The 17,897-nt window shown below is 63.1% G+C and carries 24 protein-coding genes; 14 read left to right on the top strand and 10 right to left on the bottom strand.

Features of this window, described 5'->3' with window-relative positions:
- Positions 1-8 precede the first annotated feature (8 nt).
- Positions 9-848, top strand: a complete 840-nt coding sequence (gene kynA, locus SO156_RS02510; RefSeq protein WP_498533711.1) for a tryptophan 2,3-dioxygenase — start codon at positions 9-11, stop codon at positions 846-848.
- A gap of 40 nt (positions 849-888) precedes the next feature.
- Positions 889-2,097, top strand: a complete 1,209-nt coding sequence (kynU, locus tag SO156_RS02505; protein WP_498533710.1) for a kynureninase — start codon at positions 889-891, stop codon at positions 2,095-2,097.
- A gap of 7 nt (positions 2,098-2,104) precedes the next feature.
- Here kynU and SO156_RS02500 read toward each other — a convergent pair whose 3' ends face one another.
- The 4 genes from SO156_RS02500 to SO156_RS02485 all read right to left on the bottom strand — a co-directional run bounded on the left by SO156_RS02500 (position 2,105) and on the right by SO156_RS02485 (position 3,657).
- On the bottom strand, positions 2,105-2,515 hold the full coding sequence (locus tag SO156_RS02500; protein WP_458144675.1) for a DUF1801 domain-containing protein: 411 nt from the start codon (positions 2,513-2,515) through the stop codon (positions 2,105-2,107).
- A 54-nt stretch (positions 2,516-2,569) separates the two neighbouring features.
- Positions 2,570-2,776: a hypothetical protein gene (locus SO156_RS02495; RefSeq protein ID WP_498533709.1), complete on the bottom strand. Its 207-nt coding sequence runs from the start codon at positions 2,774-2,776 to the stop codon at positions 2,570-2,572.
- A gap of 135 nt (positions 2,777-2,911) precedes the next feature.
- A complete protein-coding gene (locus SO156_RS02490; RefSeq protein ID WP_498533708.1) occupies positions 2,912-3,337 on the bottom strand; it encodes an SRPBCC family protein in 426 nt (141 codons plus the stop codon).
- Positions 3,334-3,657 carry an ArsR/SmtB family transcription factor gene (locus tag SO156_RS02485; protein WP_458144677.1) on the bottom strand — a complete coding sequence of 108 codons (324 nt, stop codon included), beginning with the start codon at positions 3,655-3,657 and terminating at the stop codon, positions 3,334-3,336. Before SO156_RS02485 ends, SO156_RS02490 begins: the two co-directional genes overlap by 4 nt.
- Positions 3,658-3,946: 289 nt before the next feature.
- Here SO156_RS02485 and SO156_RS02480 point away from each other — a divergent pair, with 289 nt between their 5' ends.
- From SO156_RS02480 to SO156_RS02470, 3 genes are all read left to right on the top strand, one after another.
- On the top strand, positions 3,947-5,320 hold the full coding sequence (locus SO156_RS02480) for a metal-dependent hydrolase family protein (protein WP_498533707.1): 1,374 nt from the start codon (positions 3,947-3,949) through the stop codon (positions 5,318-5,320).
- A gap of 416 nt (positions 5,321-5,736) precedes the next feature.
- Positions 5,737-6,138, top strand: a complete 402-nt coding sequence (locus SO156_RS02475; protein WP_458144679.1) for a PaaI family thioesterase — start codon at positions 5,737-5,739, stop codon at positions 6,136-6,138.
- Between the two features lie 150 nt (positions 6,139-6,288).
- A complete protein-coding gene (locus tag SO156_RS02470; protein ID WP_498533706.1) occupies positions 6,289-6,900 on the top strand; it encodes a GNAT family N-acetyltransferase in 612 nt (203 codons plus the stop codon).
- A gap of 99 nt (positions 6,901-6,999) precedes the next feature.
- On the opposite strand, the gene SO156_RS02465 is transcribed toward SO156_RS02470, so the two are convergent.
- Together SO156_RS02465 and SO156_RS02460 are read right to left on the bottom strand one after the other, a co-directional pair.
- Positions 7,000-7,305 (bottom strand): hypothetical protein, encoded by a 306-nt coding sequence (locus tag SO156_RS02465; protein ID WP_027523921.1) that lies wholly within the window; start codon positions 7,303-7,305, stop codon positions 7,000-7,002.
- Between the two features lie 103 nt (positions 7,306-7,408).
- Positions 7,409-8,095, bottom strand: coding sequence for a DUF2161 domain-containing phosphodiesterase (locus SO156_RS02460; RefSeq protein WP_458144681.1), 687 nt, complete (start codon positions 8,093-8,095; stop codon positions 7,409-7,411).
- Between the two features lie 140 nt (positions 8,096-8,235).
- Here SO156_RS02460 and SO156_RS02455 point away from each other — a divergent pair, with 140 nt between their 5' ends.
- Positions 8,236-8,583 carry a hypothetical protein gene (locus SO156_RS02455; protein ID WP_458144682.1) on the top strand — a complete coding sequence of 116 codons (348 nt, stop codon included), beginning with the start codon at positions 8,236-8,238 and terminating at the stop codon, positions 8,581-8,583.
- On the opposite strand, the gene SO156_RS02450 is transcribed toward SO156_RS02455, so the two are convergent.
- Entirely contained in the window at positions 8,580-9,260 is a 681-nt protein-coding gene (locus SO156_RS02450) for an SDR family oxidoreductase (protein ID WP_458144683.1), read from the bottom strand. The genes SO156_RS02455 and SO156_RS02450 overlap by 4 nt on opposite strands.
- A gap of 119 nt (positions 9,261-9,379) precedes the next feature.
- On the opposite strand from SO156_RS02450, the gene SO156_RS02445 reads away from it, so the two are divergent.
- The gene (locus tag SO156_RS02445; protein WP_498533705.1) at positions 9,380-10,099 is read left to right on the top strand and encodes an SGNH/GDSL hydrolase family protein; all 720 of its coding nucleotides are present in this window, start codon (positions 9,380-9,382) and stop codon (positions 10,097-10,099) included.
- A gap of 15 nt (positions 10,100-10,114) precedes the next feature.
- Here SO156_RS02445 and SO156_RS02440 read toward each other — a convergent pair whose 3' ends face one another.
- Positions 10,115-10,858, bottom strand: a complete 744-nt coding sequence (locus SO156_RS02440; RefSeq protein WP_458144685.1) for a tyrosine-protein phosphatase — start codon at positions 10,856-10,858, stop codon at positions 10,115-10,117.
- Between the two features lie 84 nt (positions 10,859-10,942).
- Between SO156_RS02440 and SO156_RS02435 the strand changes: the two genes are divergently transcribed.
- Complete coding sequence (locus SO156_RS02435) at positions 10,943-11,251, top strand: MliC family protein (protein ID WP_498533704.1); 309 nt, start codon at positions 10,943-10,945, stop codon at positions 11,249-11,251.
- Between the two features lie 114 nt (positions 11,252-11,365).
- On the opposite strand, the gene SO156_RS02430 is transcribed toward SO156_RS02435, so the two are convergent.
- On the bottom strand, positions 11,366-11,569 hold the full coding sequence (locus SO156_RS02430) for a DUF2735 domain-containing protein (RefSeq protein ID WP_498533703.1): 204 nt from the start codon (positions 11,567-11,569) through the stop codon (positions 11,366-11,368).
- A gap of 528 nt (positions 11,570-12,097) precedes the next feature.
- On the opposite strand from SO156_RS02430, the gene SO156_RS02425 reads away from it, so the two are divergent.
- The 6 genes from SO156_RS02425 (at position 12,098) to SO156_RS02400 (ending at position 16,801) form a co-directional block, all read left to right on the top strand.
- Positions 12,098-13,132, top strand: a complete 1,035-nt coding sequence (locus tag SO156_RS02425; RefSeq protein ID WP_498533702.1) for a glutamine synthetase beta-grasp domain-containing protein — start codon at positions 12,098-12,100, stop codon at positions 13,130-13,132.
- 199 nt (positions 13,133-13,331) lie between these two features.
- Positions 13,332-14,036 carry a GrlR family regulatory protein gene (locus SO156_RS02420; protein ID WP_498533701.1) on the top strand — a complete coding sequence of 235 codons (705 nt, stop codon included), beginning with the start codon at positions 13,332-13,334 and terminating at the stop codon, positions 14,034-14,036.
- A 17-nt stretch (positions 14,037-14,053) separates the two neighbouring features.
- On the top strand, positions 14,054-14,740 hold the full coding sequence (locus SO156_RS02415; RefSeq protein ID WP_498533700.1) for a substrate-binding domain-containing protein: 687 nt from the start codon (positions 14,054-14,056) through the stop codon (positions 14,738-14,740).
- Positions 14,741-14,772: 32 nt separating this feature from the next.
- Entirely contained in the window at positions 14,773-15,594 is an 822-nt protein-coding gene (locus SO156_RS02410) for a tetratricopeptide repeat protein (protein ID WP_498533837.1), read from the top strand.
- Between the two features lie 95 nt (positions 15,595-15,689).
- Positions 15,690-15,839 carry a hypothetical protein gene (locus SO156_RS02405; RefSeq protein WP_211985139.1) on the top strand — a complete coding sequence of 50 codons (150 nt, stop codon included), beginning with the start codon at positions 15,690-15,692 and terminating at the stop codon, positions 15,837-15,839.
- Positions 15,840-16,096: 257 nt separating this feature from the next.
- A complete protein-coding gene (locus SO156_RS02400) occupies positions 16,097-16,801 on the top strand; it encodes a GrlR family regulatory protein (protein ID WP_498533699.1) in 705 nt (234 codons plus the stop codon).
- Between the two features lie 70 nt (positions 16,802-16,871).
- Here the strand turns inward: SO156_RS02400 and SO156_RS02395 are convergent, their stop codons facing one another.
- Complete coding sequence (locus tag SO156_RS02395) at positions 16,872-17,837, bottom strand: ABC transporter substrate-binding protein (RefSeq protein WP_498533698.1); 966 nt, start codon at positions 17,835-17,837, stop codon at positions 16,872-16,874.
- Positions 17,838-17,897: the final 60 nt, after the last annotated feature.

Genomic DNA, 17,897 nt, shown 5'->3' with positions numbered 1-17,897 from the left:
GGGATGTCATGACCAGCAACGACTACGACCCCACCGCCGAGGGCGCCGAGACCAACTTCGCCCGGCGCATGTCCTATGGCGACTATCTCCAGCTCGATGCGATCCTCGGAGCGCAGCATCCGTTGTCGGATGCCCATGACGAGATGCTGTTCATCATCCAGCACCAGACCTCGGAGCTCTGGATGCGCCTTGCCATTCACGAGCTCAGCGCCGCCCGCCGCGCCATCGCGCGTGACGAGGTGTCGCCGGCGATGAAGATGCTGGCGCGTGTGTCCCGCATCTTCGAGCAGCTCAACAGCGCCTGGGATGTGCTGCGGACGATGACGCCAAGCGAGTACACGCATTTCCGCTCCAAGCTCGGGCAGTCCTCGGGATTCCAGTCGAGCCAGTACCGCCTGATCGAATATCTCCTCGGCAACCGCAATCACGCGATGCTCAAGCCCCATGCGCATGACGCCGAAGTCACGCGGCTGTTGGAGGCAGAGCTGGCAACGCCGAGCCTCTATGACGAGGTGCTGCGCCTCGCCGATCGCAAGGGGCTCGCGATGCCGCCTGGTGTGCTGGCGCGCGACGTCCGCGAGACGCACAGCCTGAACGAAGGCGTGCTTCAGGCGTGGCGCCGGGTCTACGAGGCGCCGGAGAAGCACTGGATGCTCTACGAGCTCGCCGAAAAACTCGTCGACTTCGAGGACTATTTCCGCCGCTGGCGATTCAACCATGTGACCACCGTCGAACGCGTCATCGGCTTCAAGCGCGGCACTGGCGGCACCGGCGGGGTCAGCTATCTCAAGCGCATGCTGGAGATCGAGCTGTTCCCCGAACTCTGGCGCGTGCGCACGATCCTTTAAGAAGTCCTGCTTCCAACCAAGTCCGGCCTTTGAGCAAGCCATGACCGAGACCCGACTTCGCGTCTATGACGACACCAGGGCGCTCTTCCATCTGCCCGAGGGCGTGATCTATCTCGACGGCAATTCGCTCGGCGCGCTGCCGCTCGGCGTTGCCGAAAAGGTGGACCGCGTGATCCGGCAGGAATGGGGCGATGAGCTCATTCGCGCCTGGAACACCGCGGGCTGGTATGTGCAGCCCCGCAACGTTGGCAATCGCATCGGCCGGCTGATCGGCGCGGAGGCGGGCTCAGTGATGATGGGCGATACGCTTTCGCTTAAGGTCTATCAGGCGCTCGCCGCCGCGCTCGATATGAGCCCTGAGCGCAAGTTCGTACTCTCCGACACCGGCAATTTCCCGACCGATCTCTACATGGCCGAAGGCCTGATCGCGACGCTCGGGCGCGGGCACCAGCTGCGCCTCGTCGCGCCGGAGGCGGTCGAGGCCGCGCTGTCGGAGGAGATCGCGGTGCTCTACCTCACCGAGGTCGACTACCGCACTGGTCGGCGCCATGACATGGCGAAGTTGACTGCGAAAGCGCATGCGCTGGGCATCGTGACCGTCTGGGACCTCGCGCATTCGGCCGGCGCGCTGCCGGTTGATCTCGCGGGTACGGCTGCCGACTTCGCCGCAGGGTGCACCTACAAATATCTCAATGGCGGGCCTGGTGCGCCGGCTTTCCTCTACGTCGCGCCGCGCCACGCCGATTGGGCACGCGCCGCCCTCTCTGGCTGGATGGGCCACGCAAAGCCGTTCGCCTTCGATCTCGGCTATGCGCCCGCGGGCGGCGTGGAACGCATGCGCGTCGGCACGCCGCCGGTGCTCGCGATGGCTGCGCTGGAAGCTTCACTCGACATCTGGGATCGCGTCGATCTTGGGGAACTGCGAGCTCGTTCGCTTGCGCTCGGCGATCTCCTGATCATGGAGGTCGAGCGGCGCTGCCCGCAGCTCAAGCTGGTCACGCCGCGCGTGCATGCGGAGCGCGGCTCGCAGGTCTCCTTCGCCTTCGACGTCGGCTACGCCGCCATGCAGGCCCTGATCGCCCGTGGTGTCATCGGCGACTTCCGCGCCCCCGACATCATGCGCTTCGGCTTAACGCCGCTGTATATCGGGGAGGACGAGGTGATGAAGGCGGCCGAGATCATCGAGGAGGTGATCACGGGCGAAATCTGGAGGCGACCGGAATTCCAGGTCGTCAATGCGGTGACGTGATCGGATTTTACCCCGCCTTGCGGGCTTTGGCGCGCGCCGCCGGCGCTTTCTTCTTCGCCTTGCCCTGATTGTATTCGATGGCTGCACGTACGAGCTGTTTCAGCGCCCGCGCATTGATCTTGTCACCCTCGAGGAAGTCGATCGAGCGGCGTTCGTTGCCTTCGAGGCCGGCGTTGAAGAGTTTTTCGGGATCGGCGAGGCGCGCGCCGTACATGAAGGTCAGCTTCACCTTGCCCTTGTGGGCATTGGCGACCGCGATGATGCCGTCGCGCTCCCACACCGGGCTGCCCATCCACTTCCATTCCTCGACGATCTCGCTGTCGGCATCGAGGATGGTCTTGCGCAGGTTCGCGAACGTCTTGCCGCGCCAGTCTGTGATCCCGGCGATCAGCTGGTCGATTTTCTCCGATGGAGTCATTTGAGTCCCTGTGCTCCGCAATAATCCCGTTCTACGTCAGGCAAGCGGTCGCCGTCAGCCGCAGCGCCATTTGGTGGCATAGGGCAGGGCGAACAGATAGAGGCCGGAGAGCAGAAGCAGGATGAGCGGGAACAGCGCCAGGAGGCCGATCCAGATCGCCTGCGTCTGCAGTGCCATGGCGAGGACATTGATGATGACTGCCGCCGTGAAGCCCATCGACAGCCAGCGGTGAACCTTCCGAATCCACGTGTTCCAGTTCAATGAGATCTCCTGTCCTAGAGCATGATGTGAAGCGGCTTTCCCTCGCGACAAACGCGGAACGCGTTTGCGCGGAGATCGTGCTCAGCCAATAACCTAAAGCACGATGACATCGCGGTTTAGAGCGCGACGGCGGCATCAGTCTGCCTGCGGCAATACCTCTTCCAGCTTCGCCAAAAACTGCTTCCATCCGGCTTGTGCGCCACCAAAGGCCTGCTTCTGGTCCGGGCGGAATCCCACCTGCTCGACGCGGAGCAGAGTCCCGCCGCGCGTCGGGGTGAGGGTGAAGGTGACCACGCTCTCCAGATTGTAGGCCGCATCCTGATGCGCAAAGTTCCAAGTGTAGGACAGCGCCCTGTTCGGCTCGATTGTCACGACCTCGCAGTCGAGCACGCCGCCCCATTCGCCAGTGAGGTTGAAACGATGGCCTACCACCGGCACAAAATCGTTCTTCATCAGCCATTCCGAGATCAAGTGCGGCTGCGTCAGTGCGCGCCAAAGCTTCTCGGGCGGATGTGCGAACTCGCGCTCTACGACGACGGAACGGGTCTCGGTCTTGTTCATTGGTCCATCCTCTTGAGAAGATCTTCGAGGTCGTCGAACCGGCTTTGCCAGAAGCCGGTCATCTTGCTGGTCCAATCGATCAGCGGGGCGAGGGCGCGAAGCTGCGCGCTGTAATGCGTCTGGCGGCCTTCGTGGCGGTCGCGCACGAGGCCCGCCTGCTTCAACGCCATCAGATGCTTCGAGACGGCCGGCTGCGACACGCCGGCCCGCGCGGTCAATGCGCCAACGGTCTGCTCGCCATGGCGGCATAGCCGTTCAAAGATAGCCCGCCGGGTCGGATCGGCAAGGGTCCGGAACAGAGCATCGTGGGTGTTGGCCATAAGAGATCGATCTATAACTGTCTGATTATGGATTAACGTATAACTCTGTGGTTATGAATTCGTCAAGCGGGAATGCGGCTGACGTCGCTCGCGCGCCGGGACGGAACAGCTCCTGTTTGAATCAATTGAAGCCGGCGCGACAGCTCCAGTCGCACCTCCGCTCGTGCCGGATGGCTGGGCTGCACGTTTCCGCATGGTTGTGAGTTGACTCGCTCTGCACGCAGGCGCTGAGTTAGGCCCAAGGCATCGCTGCCGAGGGACGAGCAGACGTGCCGGCAGGAGGGCGGAAATGTCTGACGCGCGCGGGCGGCCTGGTGGCAGCTTCATCGTCCTTGTGTTGCTCGTCACAATCGGCGTGAGCCTTGTTGCTTCTCCGCCGGCGCAGGCACAACAGGACTCCGCCGTCCTGTTCCAGAACGTCCGCATCTTCGATGGCCGCAGCAGTGCGCTCTCCGCGCCGTCCAATGTGCTGATCCGCAACGGCAAGATCGAGAAGATCTCTGCCGCACCGCTGACCACGGACGCGCAGGCGATCGACGGTGGCAATCGCGTGCTGATGCCCGGGCTGATCGACGCGCATTGGCACGCGATGCTAGTGCGTCCGACGCCGGCAGCTGCACTTGCGGGTGACGTCGGCTACCTGAATTTGCAGGCGGCCGCGGAAGCCACCGCCACGCTGATGCGAGGCTTTACGACGGTGCGCGACATGGGCGGGCCGAGCTTCGGGCTCAAGCGCGCCATCGACGAGGATCTCGTCGCAGGTCCCCGCATCTATCCCTCCGGCGCGATGATCACCATCACGGGCGGCCATGGCGACTTCCGGCAATTGTCCGACCTGCCGCGGACAATCGGCGGCATGCTCAGCCGCATGGAGCTGATCGGCGGTAGCATGATCGCCGACAGTCCGGACGAGGTCCGTGTGCGGGCCCGCGAGCAGCTCATGCAGGGCGCCTCGCAGGTCAAGCTCACGGCGGGTGGCGGCGTGGCCTCGCCGTTCAGTCCGCTCGACGTCTCCACCTTCACCGAGCCCGAGCTGCGCGCCGCGGTCGAAGCGGCCGAGAACTGGGGCACCTATGTCGCCGTGCACGCCTACACGCCCGTGGCCATCCAGCGCTCGATTGCGGCGGGCGTGAAATGCATCGAGCACGGCCACCTCATGGACGAGGCCTCGGCGCGCCTGATGGCCGAGAAGGGCATCTGGCTGAGCACGCAGCCGTTCCTCGATCTCGCCGGCGCCGCCGCGCTGGGGCGCTCGGAGCAGGACAAGATGCGCCAGGTGGTGGCCGGCACGGAGAGGGTCTATACGCTGGCGAAGAAGTACAAGATCAAGACCGCCTTCGGCACCGATGTCCTGTTCTCCAAGGCGCTGGCCGAGGGGCAGGGCGCGATGCTCGCCGATCTCGCCCGCTGGTACACGCCCGCCGAAGCGCTGGCGATGGCGACATCGACGAACGGCGAGCTATTGAGTCTTTCCGGTCCGCGCAATCCCTATCCCGGCAAGCTCGGCGTGGTCGAGGAGGGCGCTATGGCAGACCTGCTGCTGGTCGATGGCAATCCGATCGAGAACATCAAGCTGGTCGCAGACCCCGCGAAGAATTTCGTCGTCATCATGAAAGGCGGCAAGATCTACAAGAACGCGCTGGCGGGCGACAAGACAAGATAACCAATGCGCGCATCTCGGCGTAACCGCCGAACTGGCCTCCAGCTCAGCCTCCGTGTCGCGGCACCTCGACGGGATCGAGCCGCGCGGCGCGCCATGACGGGTAGAGCGTTGCGAGAAACGAAAGCGTCAGCGCCGGTTGAAGTAGGACTGCGCCTCCGCGATCGACATGAAAACCATGCGAGCGTCGTACTCCGGCATGCCGATCTCGAACACTGCCGCGATCTTGTATTCCTGGATGTACGGCTGACGCCCACGATTCTCGGGGCTCGTCAGCCGGTTTGGCGACCTTGATGTCCTCGGGCAAACGCGGCGGGTGGGCGTAGCGTCGATATCATCGCGGCCATGACCTCGGACGTCATTGCATTGTGTCGCGGGACAATTCACCTTGAGAATTCAAGACACTGGGAGGAGATCCGATGACGCCGCTCGAAAGACTTCATGCGATGAAAATGCCGTTCGCCGAGCTCAAGGGCGTGGAATTCGTCGCGGCCGAACCGGATCGCGTGGTGGCGAAGATGACGATCAGGCCCGACCTCTGCACGCTCGGCCATGTCGCGCATGGCGGCGCCATCATGGCCCTTGCCGATTCCGTCGGGGCGGCCGCGACCGTGATCAACCTGCCGGCGGACGCCAAGGGCACGACGACGCTCGAAAGTAAAACCAACTTCATCGGCGGCGCGAAGGAGGGAACCACGGTGATCGCCACCACGACCCCGATCCACCGGGGGCGGCGAACCCAGGTCTGGCAGACCCGTCTCGAGACTGAGGACGGCAAGCTGGTGGCGTTGGTGACCCAGACCCAGATGGTCCTCGTATGAATACGGGGTTTTGATTTCATTAACGAATTGGTCGTTTGCCATGCCTCCAACTTGGGCAGGTTCCTGTCTTGCAAATCATGTTGCGGCGCACAATATAGGAGGCCTAGGGATTCGAACGCCTCCTTGAGGGACACCAAGAGGAGTTTTGACGTGGCACTTGAAGAAATCATCCACACCGAGTCCGTGCAGGGCTATGTGCGAACCCTGATCCAGCAAGAGGAATTGCCGCTCCTGCGCGATCATCTGCTGAGACTCGATCCCGCGAGCCGGCACGACCGCTTCAACGGTTTTCTCGACGACAGCTTCATCGAGCGTTACGCCGCCCGCTGCGCGGACGACGGCACCGTGATCGTCGCCTACATCGTCGACGGCGTGGTCCGCGGCGCGGCTGAGCTGCATCCGCCGGAAGGCGATTCGCTGCCCGAGGTAGCGTTCAGCGTGGAAGCCTCGGCGCGCCGCCAGGGCGTCGGCTCTGTACTGTTCCGGCGGCTGATCGCGGAAGCGCGCTGGAAGGGCTTTGGTCGTTTGCGCATCACGACGGGAGCGGAGAATCAGGCGATGCGGGCGCTGGCGAAGAAGTTCGGCGCGCATCTGGCATTCCGGCACGGCGAATCGACCGGCACGATCGATCTCACCAAGACGCCGGAGGCGGAATTAGCGGATCTTGCGGCAGCCCCCTTCAAGGCCGGGCGCGCGCTGCTGAGCTTCAACAGCACCTGGTGGAAGCTGTTTTCCAGCATGTACGGTAATCGCGCCGCCTGACGGCACGGTTTTGCGCAAAGGATGTGCGCGAAGAAGAGAATCAAAAAAGCGGACCGGCAAGGCCGGTCCGCTTTCGTATCTTCAGAGGCTAGAGCGCTCTCAGGTGCCCGTGCGCTTGTCGTTGCCAAAGCGGCGCACGACGCGGCGCTCGACCACCACCGAGCGCTGCGCGCCCTGTTCGCCGGCAATCACGCGCGTGGCGGTGATACGGCTGTTGGTACGGGCCTGCTTCTTCACCTCGGCCTGCACGACATCGAGCGGCATGCCCATCAGGGACGCGGCGATCTCGGCCTGCTGCTCCTGGTCGTCGGTGATGCCGATCGCGGCGAAAATCGCCTCGTCCAGGGTGGGCGGATCATGGCGGACGCGCCGCGTGCCATATTTGGTATTCCAGTCTGCGCTCATGGTAGCCTCATTTCGATCTGGGATACCTAGTGCTACCTATGTTGCATTGCAATATGAATTTGGTGTGGCATCTCAGTTATTCGCCTCTTGCATCGATCTGATGTCAGGGCTGTGACGGCTGGCCGGTGTCGAGCGCGATCTTCGGCTGCGGCCAGCGCTTAAGTGCTGCATGGCCGGCGTCGGTCAATCCGTAGATTCCCCGCTCGGCCCGTGCGAACCAGCCATAGACGTTGTGCAGCAGAATCTTGCCGGCATCGGGACACCGCACGCGCAGATCGCGCACCGCTCGCGGGCCATCGGCGAGCGCCGAGGCGCAGGCCAGCGCCTGCTGGCGATAGGCGGTCATGATGGGTGCGCGGGTGCTGCCGCCGAGCACCGGATCGCCCTGGCGACGCTGGTGCTCGGCAACGAGTCGCGAGCGCTTCTTCGGCTCGCGCCGCGGCGCTGCGGTCGGCGGCTTCAGCAGCACCTCGACCTGGCCGCGTTCGGTAACTCCAAGCATGCCGAAGCCGAGGCGACGGCAGAGATTGCGATAACGCGCATCACTCTCACGGCCCTTGCCGCGTGCGGACATTTTTGCGGCGATCCAGATCTCGTCGCCGGCCGGGGCGCGATCGACAGCCTGCAAGATCAGCTCGAGATTGAAGGCGAGCTTGAGCTCGCCGATCACCACGACAGGCGGATCACTGGCGCTGAGGCCGACGAGATCGCAGCCGCCGATCTCGCCCTTCACGCTGAAGCCGAGCTCTTCGAGGAAGCGTTTGACGGGCAAATAAAGCGCGGTTTCCAAAGAAAGGTTCCCGGTCTGCGTTCCGATTGGAGAATCAGTTGCGCAAGTCTAGCCCGGTTCGGACTCGCCTCGACTGGCCATTTGATAGGACGCGGTCGGACCAGCTATTCTGCAAGAGGGGCCAGCCGGGCACTTGCGACATGACAATCAGGAACGGGCTCTATCACATTCGCATCGAGATGCTGGATGGTGTCGAGGGCGGCAATCAGGGCGTCATGGTTCTGCGCGATGGCACCATGCGCGGCGGCGACTCCTTCTTCTTCGCCTACGGCACCTACACGTCGTGCGATGGCAAATGGAAGGGTGAGCTGATCAACGAAGAACACTCGCCCTCGTTCGACGAGCGGCCGGTGTGGGGCCGCAAGGTCGTGACCATCGGCTTCAGCGGCACCTACACCGACCAGACCGCCTATGGCGAAGGCATCGCACTCGCCGGCAAGCAGAGCATCCGCTTCAAAGGCAATCTGCGGCTCCTTGTGCCGGATTAAACGCGTCCGCTCACCGGGATTAGCGCACCCGTCACGCCGCTTGCTGCATCGCTTGCGAGGAACAGGATCACTTCAGTGAGCTCCTGCGGCGTCACCCATTTGGAGACGTCCGCATCCGGCATGCTGGCGCGGTTGGCCTTGGTATCTATGATCGAAGGCAGCACCGCGTTCACCGTGACCTTGCCTTTCCACTCGTTGGCGAGCGCCTCGGTGAGGCGGTGCACGCCGGCCTTCGAGGCTGCGTAGGGGCCCATGCCGGAGCCGGCCTGGAGCGCACCCATGGCACCGACATTGACGATGCGGCCGGCCTTCGAGGCTGCAAGATGCGTGAGCGCGGCGCGTGAGGTGTTGAGCGCGGTCAGCACGTTCAGCGCATACATCCGCTGCCAACTCTTGATGTCACCGTCGCCGACGGTTTCGAAGGCAAAGCCGCCGGCGATATTGATCAGCGCATCGAGCCGGCCGAAATGTTTTGCCGCCGCCGAGACCGCCGTCTTCGCCTGCGCCTCGTCCGTGAGATCGACGCCGCCGAACTCGATACGCTGCGCAGTCGCGACTGCCTGCGAAGGCGCGTGATCGATGCCGGCGACGCGCGCGCCGCGCGCCAGCGCCGTCTCCGCCACCACCTGGCCCAGCGCGCCGAGCGCACCGGTCACGACAATGACTTTCCCCTGCACGATGTCCTCCGTCGGTATAATTCGCGCCGACTATTGCGCGGAGCGAATTGGGCTTGCAATGGCGGCAGCTTCAAGGTTGGGCTATAGATGCAACTTTAGATCGTAGAGGAGGTTGTTTCATGTCCGACAATTTGCCGACCATCGAGTTTCCCGCGGCGATCGTCGACCTAAAATACCCGCTGATGCGGCTTCGGCAGGCGTTGGACGGGAAGGGCCCGGTACGCATCGTGGCCATGGGATCATCCTCGACCGCCGGACGAGGCGATGTCGTCCCATATCCTTATCGGCTCGAGATGTATTTGCGACAATACTTCAAGGACGTTGTCCACCGGCCGGACATCCGGATTGACGTGCTCAACCGGGGCAGGGGCGGAGAAGAGGCAAACGAAGAACTCGGGCGCTTCGAGGCCGATATTTTCCATGATGATCCGGCATTGGTCATCTGGCAGGTCGGAACGAACGCGGTCTTTCACAATGACATATATGACGTGGACGTTGTTGCCGGGAACATCAGGAAGGGCCTGGCGCAATTGCGCGCTCGCGGCTTCGAGGTTCTGATGATTGATCCGCAGTATACGACGAAGATGCTCTGGGACGATCGAGCCGAGCTCTCGGACAAGATGGTCCGGCTGATCCGCGATGCTGCCAATGAGGCCGAGGTCAATCTGTTTCAGCGCTGGGCACTCATGCGGCATTGGCACGTGCAGGACAACGTGTCGTTCGAGCATTTGATAGATATGAGCGATCCTGACAAGCTGCATCAGGGTGACTGGAGCACCCAGCAGATCTCTTCTGCCCTCAAGAACGCCATCATCAAGGCGACCGGGCTGACGGCTTGAGAAGGCCGCTGTGTCTCACGCTTGCAGATAGCGCTCCTTCAGAGCGGTGCGCTCGGCTGTCCCGAGCTTGAGTCCGTCGCGCAAATAGGTTTCGAGATCGCCATAGTCAGCGTGCACGGCTTCGAAGCCGGCCTCGAGATAGGAGGCCTCTACCGAGCCGATTGCGTCGCGCACGTCCGCCGGAAGTTCGGATGCCGCCGACGGGTCGCGGCGGTAGAAACGGTTAGTCAGCAGATAGTCTTCCGCAATGGTCTCCTCGGGCACGCCGAGCGCATGCAGGATCAGCGCGCAGGCAAGGCCGGTGCGGTCCTTGCCGGCGGTACAGTGGATGACGAGCGGCGCGCGATCCTCCAGGAGATGACCGAACAGCGCGCGAAAACTATGCGTGTTGTGGCGGACATAGTTGCGGTAGGACTCGCGCATGATCTCCAGCGCGGCCGGCGCGGTCAGTGCGCCCTCGGCCAACCGCGCCCTGAGTGCAGCCACCACCGTCGGCTCGATCGGCAGGGAATGTGTGTTGATCTCGTGCACGCTGCACAGGGCGTCCGCGCGCTCTTCGACACCGCGGAAATCGAACGCGCTCCGCACGCCGAGGCCGCGAACGATCTCGACATCGGTCGCGGTTAGGAGGGCGAGATGATTGGAGCGGAAGAGGTGCCGCCAGCGGGTCTGCCGGCCGTCCGCGGTCGGGTAACCGCCGAGGTCGCGAAAATTGCTGGCGCCTTGCAAGGCGAGGTGGCGGGCAGGGGAGTCTGACATAGGAACAGCCTGGGCTATGTTGCCGGCGGAATCGATCGCGCGGCTCGTGCGCGATATACTTGAACTCCATTACAGGGGGCGAACATGGACCGGCACAAGGCCATTATTTTGGCTGTCGCCGTCTCGGCAGGCGGAACCTTCCATGCGACCGGTGCGAGCGCGCAGACGTTTCAGGGCTATCGTTGCGCCGACGGCACGCAGTTCATCGTGGCATTCTACGAGCATGACAAGCGCGCCTTCATGCAGATCGACGGCGGCGCCATTCCGCTCGCCAAGCGGCTGACACTGTCGGGTGCGCGCTACTCCGGCGCCGGGATCACGCTCAAGATCGGCAATACAGGTACCACGGTCCAGCATCTGAAGCGGCCGGTCACAGCCTGCGAACTGGGCTGAGCGCAAGCATCAGAACGAGAATCAAAAAGGGCCGAAACGATCCCGTTTCGACCCTTTTTCAAACTTCCGCTGGACGCTTGCGAGCGCGGGGCGGCACCGAAGGCAACGCAGGCATCAGCGATCCCATTTCGGCTTGGCTTCCTCGATCGCCTCCTGGTGATACCAACTGCCGCTGCAGATCGTCTCGACGATGGGCGACGAGACCTGATCATCCGGCGGCCTGGCCTCACTATTCCGACGACCATCGAGAGCCGCGCGGCCCCCGACAGGGAATTGGTAGATCGTGGCCGACCCCTGGCCCAAGTTACTGTTCATCATTGCGGTATCTCCTTAAGCCGGAGCGCTTGCCCTCCATGGTGCGCCCGACTCGTTCGCTTATGGTTACTGGGTCACCCCATATTGGCCCTGCTGGCTGAAATGCAAAGTGCTGAAAATGGCATCATTGTTGGCCTAATTTGTAGGCAGTCGAGTATCTGCATTCTGCGAGGCAGGTTCCGAGTGACCAACACTTTGGCCGTTGCGAAGGTTGCGGGGAGGCAGCCCGGGACATCGCGAAAATTTCGAGCGATTGGCGCTGCTTTAGCCGGTGGCTGGGTGCAGCGCGGCGTATGCCGCGAAATCGGGCTCTTTCCGCGGTTTTTTGCGGTGCGGGGTAACGTAAAGGTGCGCTGCTTTGACGCATGCGCCGATAAATAGCCGGCGAGATTCGCAGCCTCACGGCCGGTAAACCTCCCGCAGTGCGGCGTTTTGGCACGCGAAATGCTTGTAAAGCGCCGGCCGATGGTGGCCGGGTACAACGTGCGGGGGCCACCGGTCCCCACCTTTCGCATCATCTAGAGAGGCTCAATGACCAAGTACAAGCTCGAGTACATCTGGCTCGACGGATATACGCCGACTCCGAATTTGCGCGGCAAAACTCAGATCAAGGAATTCGCGTCGTTCCCGACGCTCGAGCAGCTTCCGCTTTGGGGCTTCGATGGCTCCTCCACCCAGCAGGCCGAAGGCCACAGCTCCGATTGCGTGCTGAAGCCGGTCGCGGTGTTCCCGGACGGCGCCCGCACCAACGGCGTGCTCGTGATGTGCGAAGTCATGATGCCCGATGGCAAGACCCCGCATGCGTCCAACAAGCGCGCCACCATCCTCGACGACGCCGGCGCATGGTTCGGCTTCGAGCAGGAATATTTCTTCTACAAGGACGGCCGTCCGCTCGGCTTCCCGACGGCCGGCTATCCGGCGCCGCAGGGCCCGTACTACACGGGCGTCGGCTTCTCGAACGTCGGTGACGTCGCTCGCAAGATCGTGGAAGAGCATCTCGACCTCTGCCTCGCGGCCGGCATCAACCATGAAGGCATCAACGCGGAAGTCGCGAAGGGTCAGTGGGAATTCCAGATCTTCGGCAAGGGCTCCAAGACCGCTGCCGACCAGATGTGGATGGCTCGCTACCTGATGCTGCGCCTCACCGAGAAGTACGGCATCGACATCGAATTCCACTGCAAGCCGCTCGGCGACACCGACTGGAACGGCTCGGGCATGCACGCCAACTTCTCGACCGCCTACATGCGTGAAGTCGGCGGCAAGGAGTATTTCGAGGCACTGATGGCTGCCTTCGACAAGAACCTCATGGACCATATCGCCGTCTACGGCCCGGACAACGACAAGCGTCTGACCGGCAAGCACGAGACCGCGCCCTGGAACAAGTTCAGCTACGGCGTGGCCGACCGCGGTGCTTCGATCCGCGTTCCGCACTCCTTCGTCAACAACGGTTACAAGGGCTATCTGGAAGACCGTCGTCCGAACTCGCAGGGCGACCCATACCAGATCGCTTCGCAGATCCTGAAGACGATCTCGTCCGTGCCGACCGACAAGAAGGCGGCCGCCTAAGATCCTCCCGGCCCGGACCTTGGGGGCTTGGTCCAGGTTGGCTCTCAAATCCGCCGAGGCCGAGAGGCTTCGGCGGATTTTTGCATTTTGATGACAGTTGGCGATATCGCGCGCTGCGGTGAGTTACGAAACTTGTCCCCCACGGACGAAAGCGGGGTACACTCCCGCCTCGGATGCGCGCAGGCCGGGGACGCGGCTGGTGTTGGAAGGTTTCTACAAGGTACGGTTTCAGCTCGGCGAAGCTATTGGCCGCAGCGTCATGCATGTCGGCGACGGCCGGATGCTGGGCGGCAACTCGGCCTTCGCCCATATCGGCACTTATGAGGAGGCGGGCGAGGAGGTCGCGATCGTCATCAAGACCGTGCGCCATAATCCCGATCCGAATTATCGCGCGATGGCCGGCACCGATGATGCGACCCTGCTCGCGAAGGGCTGGCCGGACGGCGATCTCTACCGTTTCAAGGGCGAGCTGAAGGAATTGCCCGGCGTGCCCTTCCAGTCGGTGATGATGCCGATCAGGGAGGACGAGGTGCCGATCGCTGGCGGCGTCGGGGAGGGCGGCATCCCCGACGGTCTCTACTCGATCCATCTTCGGATGCTGGACGGCATCGAAGGGGGCCTCACCGGCGTCATGCTGCTGAACCAGGGCCGCATCCTCGGTGGCGATGCCTCGTTCTACTATCTCGGCAGCTACACGGCGGCAAATGGCCGCTGGAAGGGCCAGATCCTGAACCAGGAGCACACGCCGGCCCGCGATGAAAATCCGGTGTTCGGCGGCCATGAGGTCGGCATCGGCTTCTCCGGCACCTATGATGACGAGCAGGCGGTACTGGAAGCCACCGCACTCGCCGGCAAGCGCAGCCTGCGGCTGACTGCGGCGCTGAAGCTGATGCATCGCGCCTGAGTGCTCGACGGAGAACCATGGAAAACATCGTCCGCATGCTCTCGACGCTCGGCCTGATGGGGGCGATGCGCAGCCTGTCCGCCGCTTACGAAGCCGCGACGGGAGTCCATATCGACGCCGACTTCGCGCCGACGCAGGCGTTGCTCAAGCGTTTACGGGACGGAGAGGCCGCCGATCTCGTGATCCTGACGCGCGAAGGCCTCGACGAAGTCATCGCCGAGGGGCGCGTCGTGGCGGAAAGCGCCGCCGACCTCGCGCGCTCCTATGTCGGCATCGCCGTGGCCGCAGGGCAGGCGCATCCTGACATCTCCAGCGAGAGCGCGTTGCGCAAGACGCTGCTTGCGGCGCGATCGGTCGCCTATTCGCGGCTGGGTGCGAGCGGCATCTACTTTGCCGGGTTGATCATTCGAATGGGCATTGCGGCCGAGATCAACGCCAAGGCGACCATCGTCCAGCAGGGGTTTACCGCGGAACGGCTGGCGAGCGGCGAGGCTGATCTCGCCGTACAGCAGATCAGCGAGTTGAAGCAGGTCGAAGGCATCGAGGTGGTTGGACCGATCCCGCTGGACTTGCAGACGCCGGCGCTGTTCTCGGCCGGTCGCATGACAAGGGCGACGAATGCTGGGAACGCCGATCGGTTGTTGCGCTACCTGGCTTCGCCCGAGGTTGCGCCTGTGTTGCGAGAGTCGGGCCTCGAGCCTTGAATTCGCCGATGCCCGGACGCAACCTGCCGGCCATGCGGAAAGCTCTCTGCGCCATTCTCCTGACGTTCGCGGCACCGCTCGCCGCACATGCGCAGTCGGCCGATCTCGTGCTGTGCGATCGCCTGGCGGCCGATCCCAGCGATCCCGACAAGCCGGCTGACGTGAAAGGGGTCGCCGAGCTAGCTCCTGCCGACATCGCGACCGCGATCAAGTTCTGCAAGACGGCGGCAGGGGCCTCGCGCCGTGCGCTGTACGAGCTCGGGCGCGCCTACGCCGCCAATCGTCAGATGGCGGACGCGATGGCAGCCTGGCGCAAGGCGGCGGACAGGGGCTCGAGTGCGGCGATGGTCGAGCTCGGCGTGCTCTACGGCACCGGCGCAGGCGTCGCCAAAGACGAGGCGCAGGCTCGAAAGCTGTTCGAGAAGGCGGCGCAGGCCGGCAATCCCCGCGGCGTCAGCAATCTCGCCGCGCTCGGTGGTTCGGGAGGGGCAGCTCCGGCCGACCCGGCGCGGGCGCGCGAGCTGCTGGCCAAGGCTGCCGAGACCAACCCGGAGGCGCAATACCAGCTCGGCCTGATGCTCGCGAGCGGCGACGGTGGTGAAAAGGACGACGTCGCGGCGCGCGCACTGTTCGAGAAGGCCGCCGCGCAAAATCACCCGGGCGCACTGGAGCGGATGGGCGCGTTCGCGCAGGAAGGCCGCGGTGGCCCAAAGGATGCGGCCGCTGCGAAGGCCTATTACGAGCGAGCAGCAGCGCTCGGCGACGAAGATGCCAAGAAGGCGCTGGAGCGGATCCGTTGTCCCTATGCGATCAAGAACAAGCAAGGCGAGCTCGTCACCACGCTTTGCTTTTGAACCGCTTCGGAAATCAGTAGTTCTCGCCAGACAAGCCGTGAAGGAACCCAGTTCGCGTCCCGGTCGTTGAGACCGAAACGAACAGGAGTCGCGACATGATCCGCAAATTGTCGTCCGGCGAATATCGTCTCTATTCGCGCAAGGTGAACCCGAAGACCGGCAAGCGCCGCAACCTCGGAACGTTCAAGAGCCGTGCGGCCGCCGAGAAGCACGAGCGTGAGGTGCAGTATTTCAAGCGGCACTAGAATGCCGTCCCGGACCGAGCAACAAAAACATCGAAAACAACCCCATGCAAAGTAGCCGGGGAGGTGAGGTGATGAATTGCGGATTTTGCGAAATTGGTTGACGCGTCGGGCAAATCAGAGGCATGATGGCATTATCGGAGCGGAAAGCGCCTCTCCAACGGAGAGCCCTGCGCGGAAAAGCCTGATGGCCTCGGCAAGGTGGCGGTGCTAGGTAGCCGTGACTTGGGACTCGACATGGCTTTCCGGGATTTCCTTCGTTGCTGAACGGGCTCTACAAGGTGGAATACGGCGTCAACGACGCGTTCGGCCGCAGCATCATGTGTATGCACAACGGCAAGCTGCTGGGCGGCAATTCCGCCTTTGCGCATCTCGGCAGCTATGAGGAGCGCGGCGGCGAGATCATCGGAGAGGTGATCACCGAGCGTCACAACAACGATCCCTGCTACAAGCCGCTGATGGGCACCGATGTCGCCGCCATCAGCGTGCGCGGCCGGCCCAACAGCAATGGCATCTGTTTCGAAGGCGAGGCCGCTCCGGTGCCGGGCGCGATGTTCTGGGCCGAGCTTACGCGGCTCGACGACGATGCGCTGCCGCCGCGGGGCATTGTCGGAGCAGGCGGCATCGCGAACGGGCTCTACGCGATCCATCTGCGCGCGCTCGATGGCGTCGATGCCGGGCTCACGGGCGTGATGCTGCTGATGGACGGCCGTATCCTCGGCGGCGACGCATTCTTCTACTATCTCGGCTCGTATTCCTCGGCGGACGGCCGCTGGAAAGGCGAGATGCTCAACCAGGAGCACACGCCCGCGAAGGGCGAGAATCCCGTCTTCGGCGGCTATGAGGTTGGGATCGGTTTCTCCGGAAGCTGCACCGCGGACAGCGGTGAGTTCGAAGGCGTCGCCCTCGCAGGCAAGCGCAGCCTGCGTCTTGCAGCTTCGCTCAAGCTGATGCGGCGGGCCTAGGGCGAGTAGCTCGACGAGGCGCGCCACTTCGGTGAAGGGCCTCACCGGACCCCAGCGCCGCAGCAAAGGATTACTCGATCACTTCGTCGGCGGCTGTTAGCAGTGTGGTTGGCACGCTGAGAGACAGCGCCTTGGCGGCTTTCAGATTGATCGACAATTCGAATTTCGTAGGTTGATAGAAGGGGATCTCGCCGGGATTTGCGCCTTGCAGGATTGCATCCATATCGATCGCCATGCGCTTGTTCAATTCAACCAGATCGGTGGCGTAACTCATCAGACCACCGGCCACGACGAATTCCGTGAAAGGATAGATCGCGGGCAGCCCGGCCACTCCAATCAGTTTCGCAACGAGCACGTGATTGACGAACGGGTCGCCGTCCAGGGCCACCATAATGGCGTTAGCGCCATCATCCTTGGCCTTGGCGATCGCATCGCGATAAATGGCTTCGCTGCTTGGAACGTCGATAGAACAGGCAACGAGCGGCAAGCCCTGCGCGTCAGCCGCCTCGCGAACCTCGGGCCACCGGTACTCCAGGTATCCCTTCGTAATCAGGAAGGCGAGCTTGTTTAAGGGCGGAAACATTTCGCGCAACAGCGCGATCCGTTTGCTGTGGATGGGGACCTCGGGATCGAAGGTAACGCCGGTAATATTGCCGCCCGGATGTGCGAGCGAATTGACCAGTCCCTCTCGAACAGGGTCGATAGCGAACGCGACGATTGGGATCGTCTTCGTCGCCTGCTTGAACACCTCGCCGGCCCCGACGCAAAAAATTAGATCGGGCTCACTATCGACAATCGCAGCGATGGTCGTGCGCGACGTGACGTTGCTCGTCTCCCTGCCGTAGCGCTCGATTTTGATGCTCTTGCCCTCGACAAGCCCGAGACGCCGCATTTCGGCGAAAAGTGCGCGAATGTAGCGATTATAGGTGTTCTCATACATCGAGGCCAAGGGTTCGGTCGCGCTGTACATTGCAATCCGCGGCATCGGTGCATGCGACTGCGCGCGTGCCACGAACGGCAACGTTGTGCCGATCACCGTGGCTGCGATGAATTCCCGCCGTCTCATATGCCCTCCAGGGATCATGGGAGAGCGTAG

The organism is Bradyrhizobium sp. UFLA05-125 (genome assembly GCF_059803515.1).
This window is presented reverse-complemented; position numbering and strand designations above follow the sequence as displayed.

Excerpts from the sequence above, each read along its gene's own strand:
- kynA (WP_498533711.1), top strand. The coding sequence starts at position 9 with ATGACCAGCAACGACTACGACCCCACCGCCGAGGGCGCCGAGACCAAC.
- kynU (WP_498533710.1), top strand. The coding sequence starts at position 889 with ATGACCGAGACCCGACTTCGCGTCTATGACGACACCAGGGCGCTCTTC.
- SO156_RS02500 (WP_458144675.1), bottom strand. The coding sequence starts at position 2,515 with ATGACTCCATCGGAGAAAATCGACCAGCTGATCGCCGGGATCACAGAC.
- SO156_RS02490 (WP_498533708.1), bottom strand. The coding sequence starts at position 3,337 with ATGAACAAGACCGAGACCCGTTCCGTCGTCGTAGAGCGCGAGTTCGCA.
- SO156_RS02485 (WP_458144677.1), bottom strand. The coding sequence starts at position 3,657 with ATGGCCAACACCCACGATGCTCTGTTCCGGACCCTTGCCGATCCGACC.
- SO156_RS02480 (WP_498533707.1), top strand. The coding sequence starts at position 3,947 with ATGTCTGACGCGCGCGGGCGGCCTGGTGGCAGCTTCATCGTCCTTGTG.
- SO156_RS02475 (WP_458144679.1), top strand. The coding sequence starts at position 5,737 with ATGACGCCGCTCGAAAGACTTCATGCGATGAAAATGCCGTTCGCCGAG.
- SO156_RS02465 (WP_027523921.1), bottom strand. The coding sequence starts at position 7,305 with ATGAGCGCAGACTGGAATACCAAATATGGCACGCGGCGCGTCCGCCAT.
- SO156_RS02455 (WP_458144682.1), top strand. The coding sequence starts at position 8,236 with ATGACAATCAGGAACGGGCTCTATCACATTCGCATCGAGATGCTGGAT.
- SO156_RS02445 (WP_498533705.1), top strand. The coding sequence starts at position 9,380 with ATGTCCGACAATTTGCCGACCATCGAGTTTCCCGCGGCGATCGTCGAC.
- SO156_RS02440 (WP_458144685.1), bottom strand. The coding sequence starts at position 10,858 with ATGTCAGACTCCCCTGCCCGCCACCTCGCCTTGCAAGGCGCCAGCAAT.
- SO156_RS02435 (WP_498533704.1), top strand. The coding sequence starts at position 10,943 with ATGGACCGGCACAAGGCCATTATTTTGGCTGTCGCCGTCTCGGCAGGC.
- SO156_RS02430 (WP_498533703.1), bottom strand. The coding sequence starts at position 11,569 with ATGATGAACAGTAACTTGGGCCAGGGGTCGGCCACGATCTACCAATTC.
- SO156_RS02425 (WP_498533702.1), top strand. The coding sequence starts at position 12,098 with ATGACCAAGTACAAGCTCGAGTACATCTGGCTCGACGGATATACGCCG.
- SO156_RS02415 (WP_498533700.1), top strand. The coding sequence starts at position 14,054 with ATGGAAAACATCGTCCGCATGCTCTCGACGCTCGGCCTGATGGGGGCG.
- SO156_RS02410 (WP_498533837.1), top strand. The coding sequence starts at position 14,773 with ATGCGGAAAGCTCTCTGCGCCATTCTCCTGACGTTCGCGGCACCGCTC.
- SO156_RS02405 (WP_211985139.1), top strand. The coding sequence starts at position 15,690 with ATGATCCGCAAATTGTCGTCCGGCGAATATCGTCTCTATTCGCGCAAG.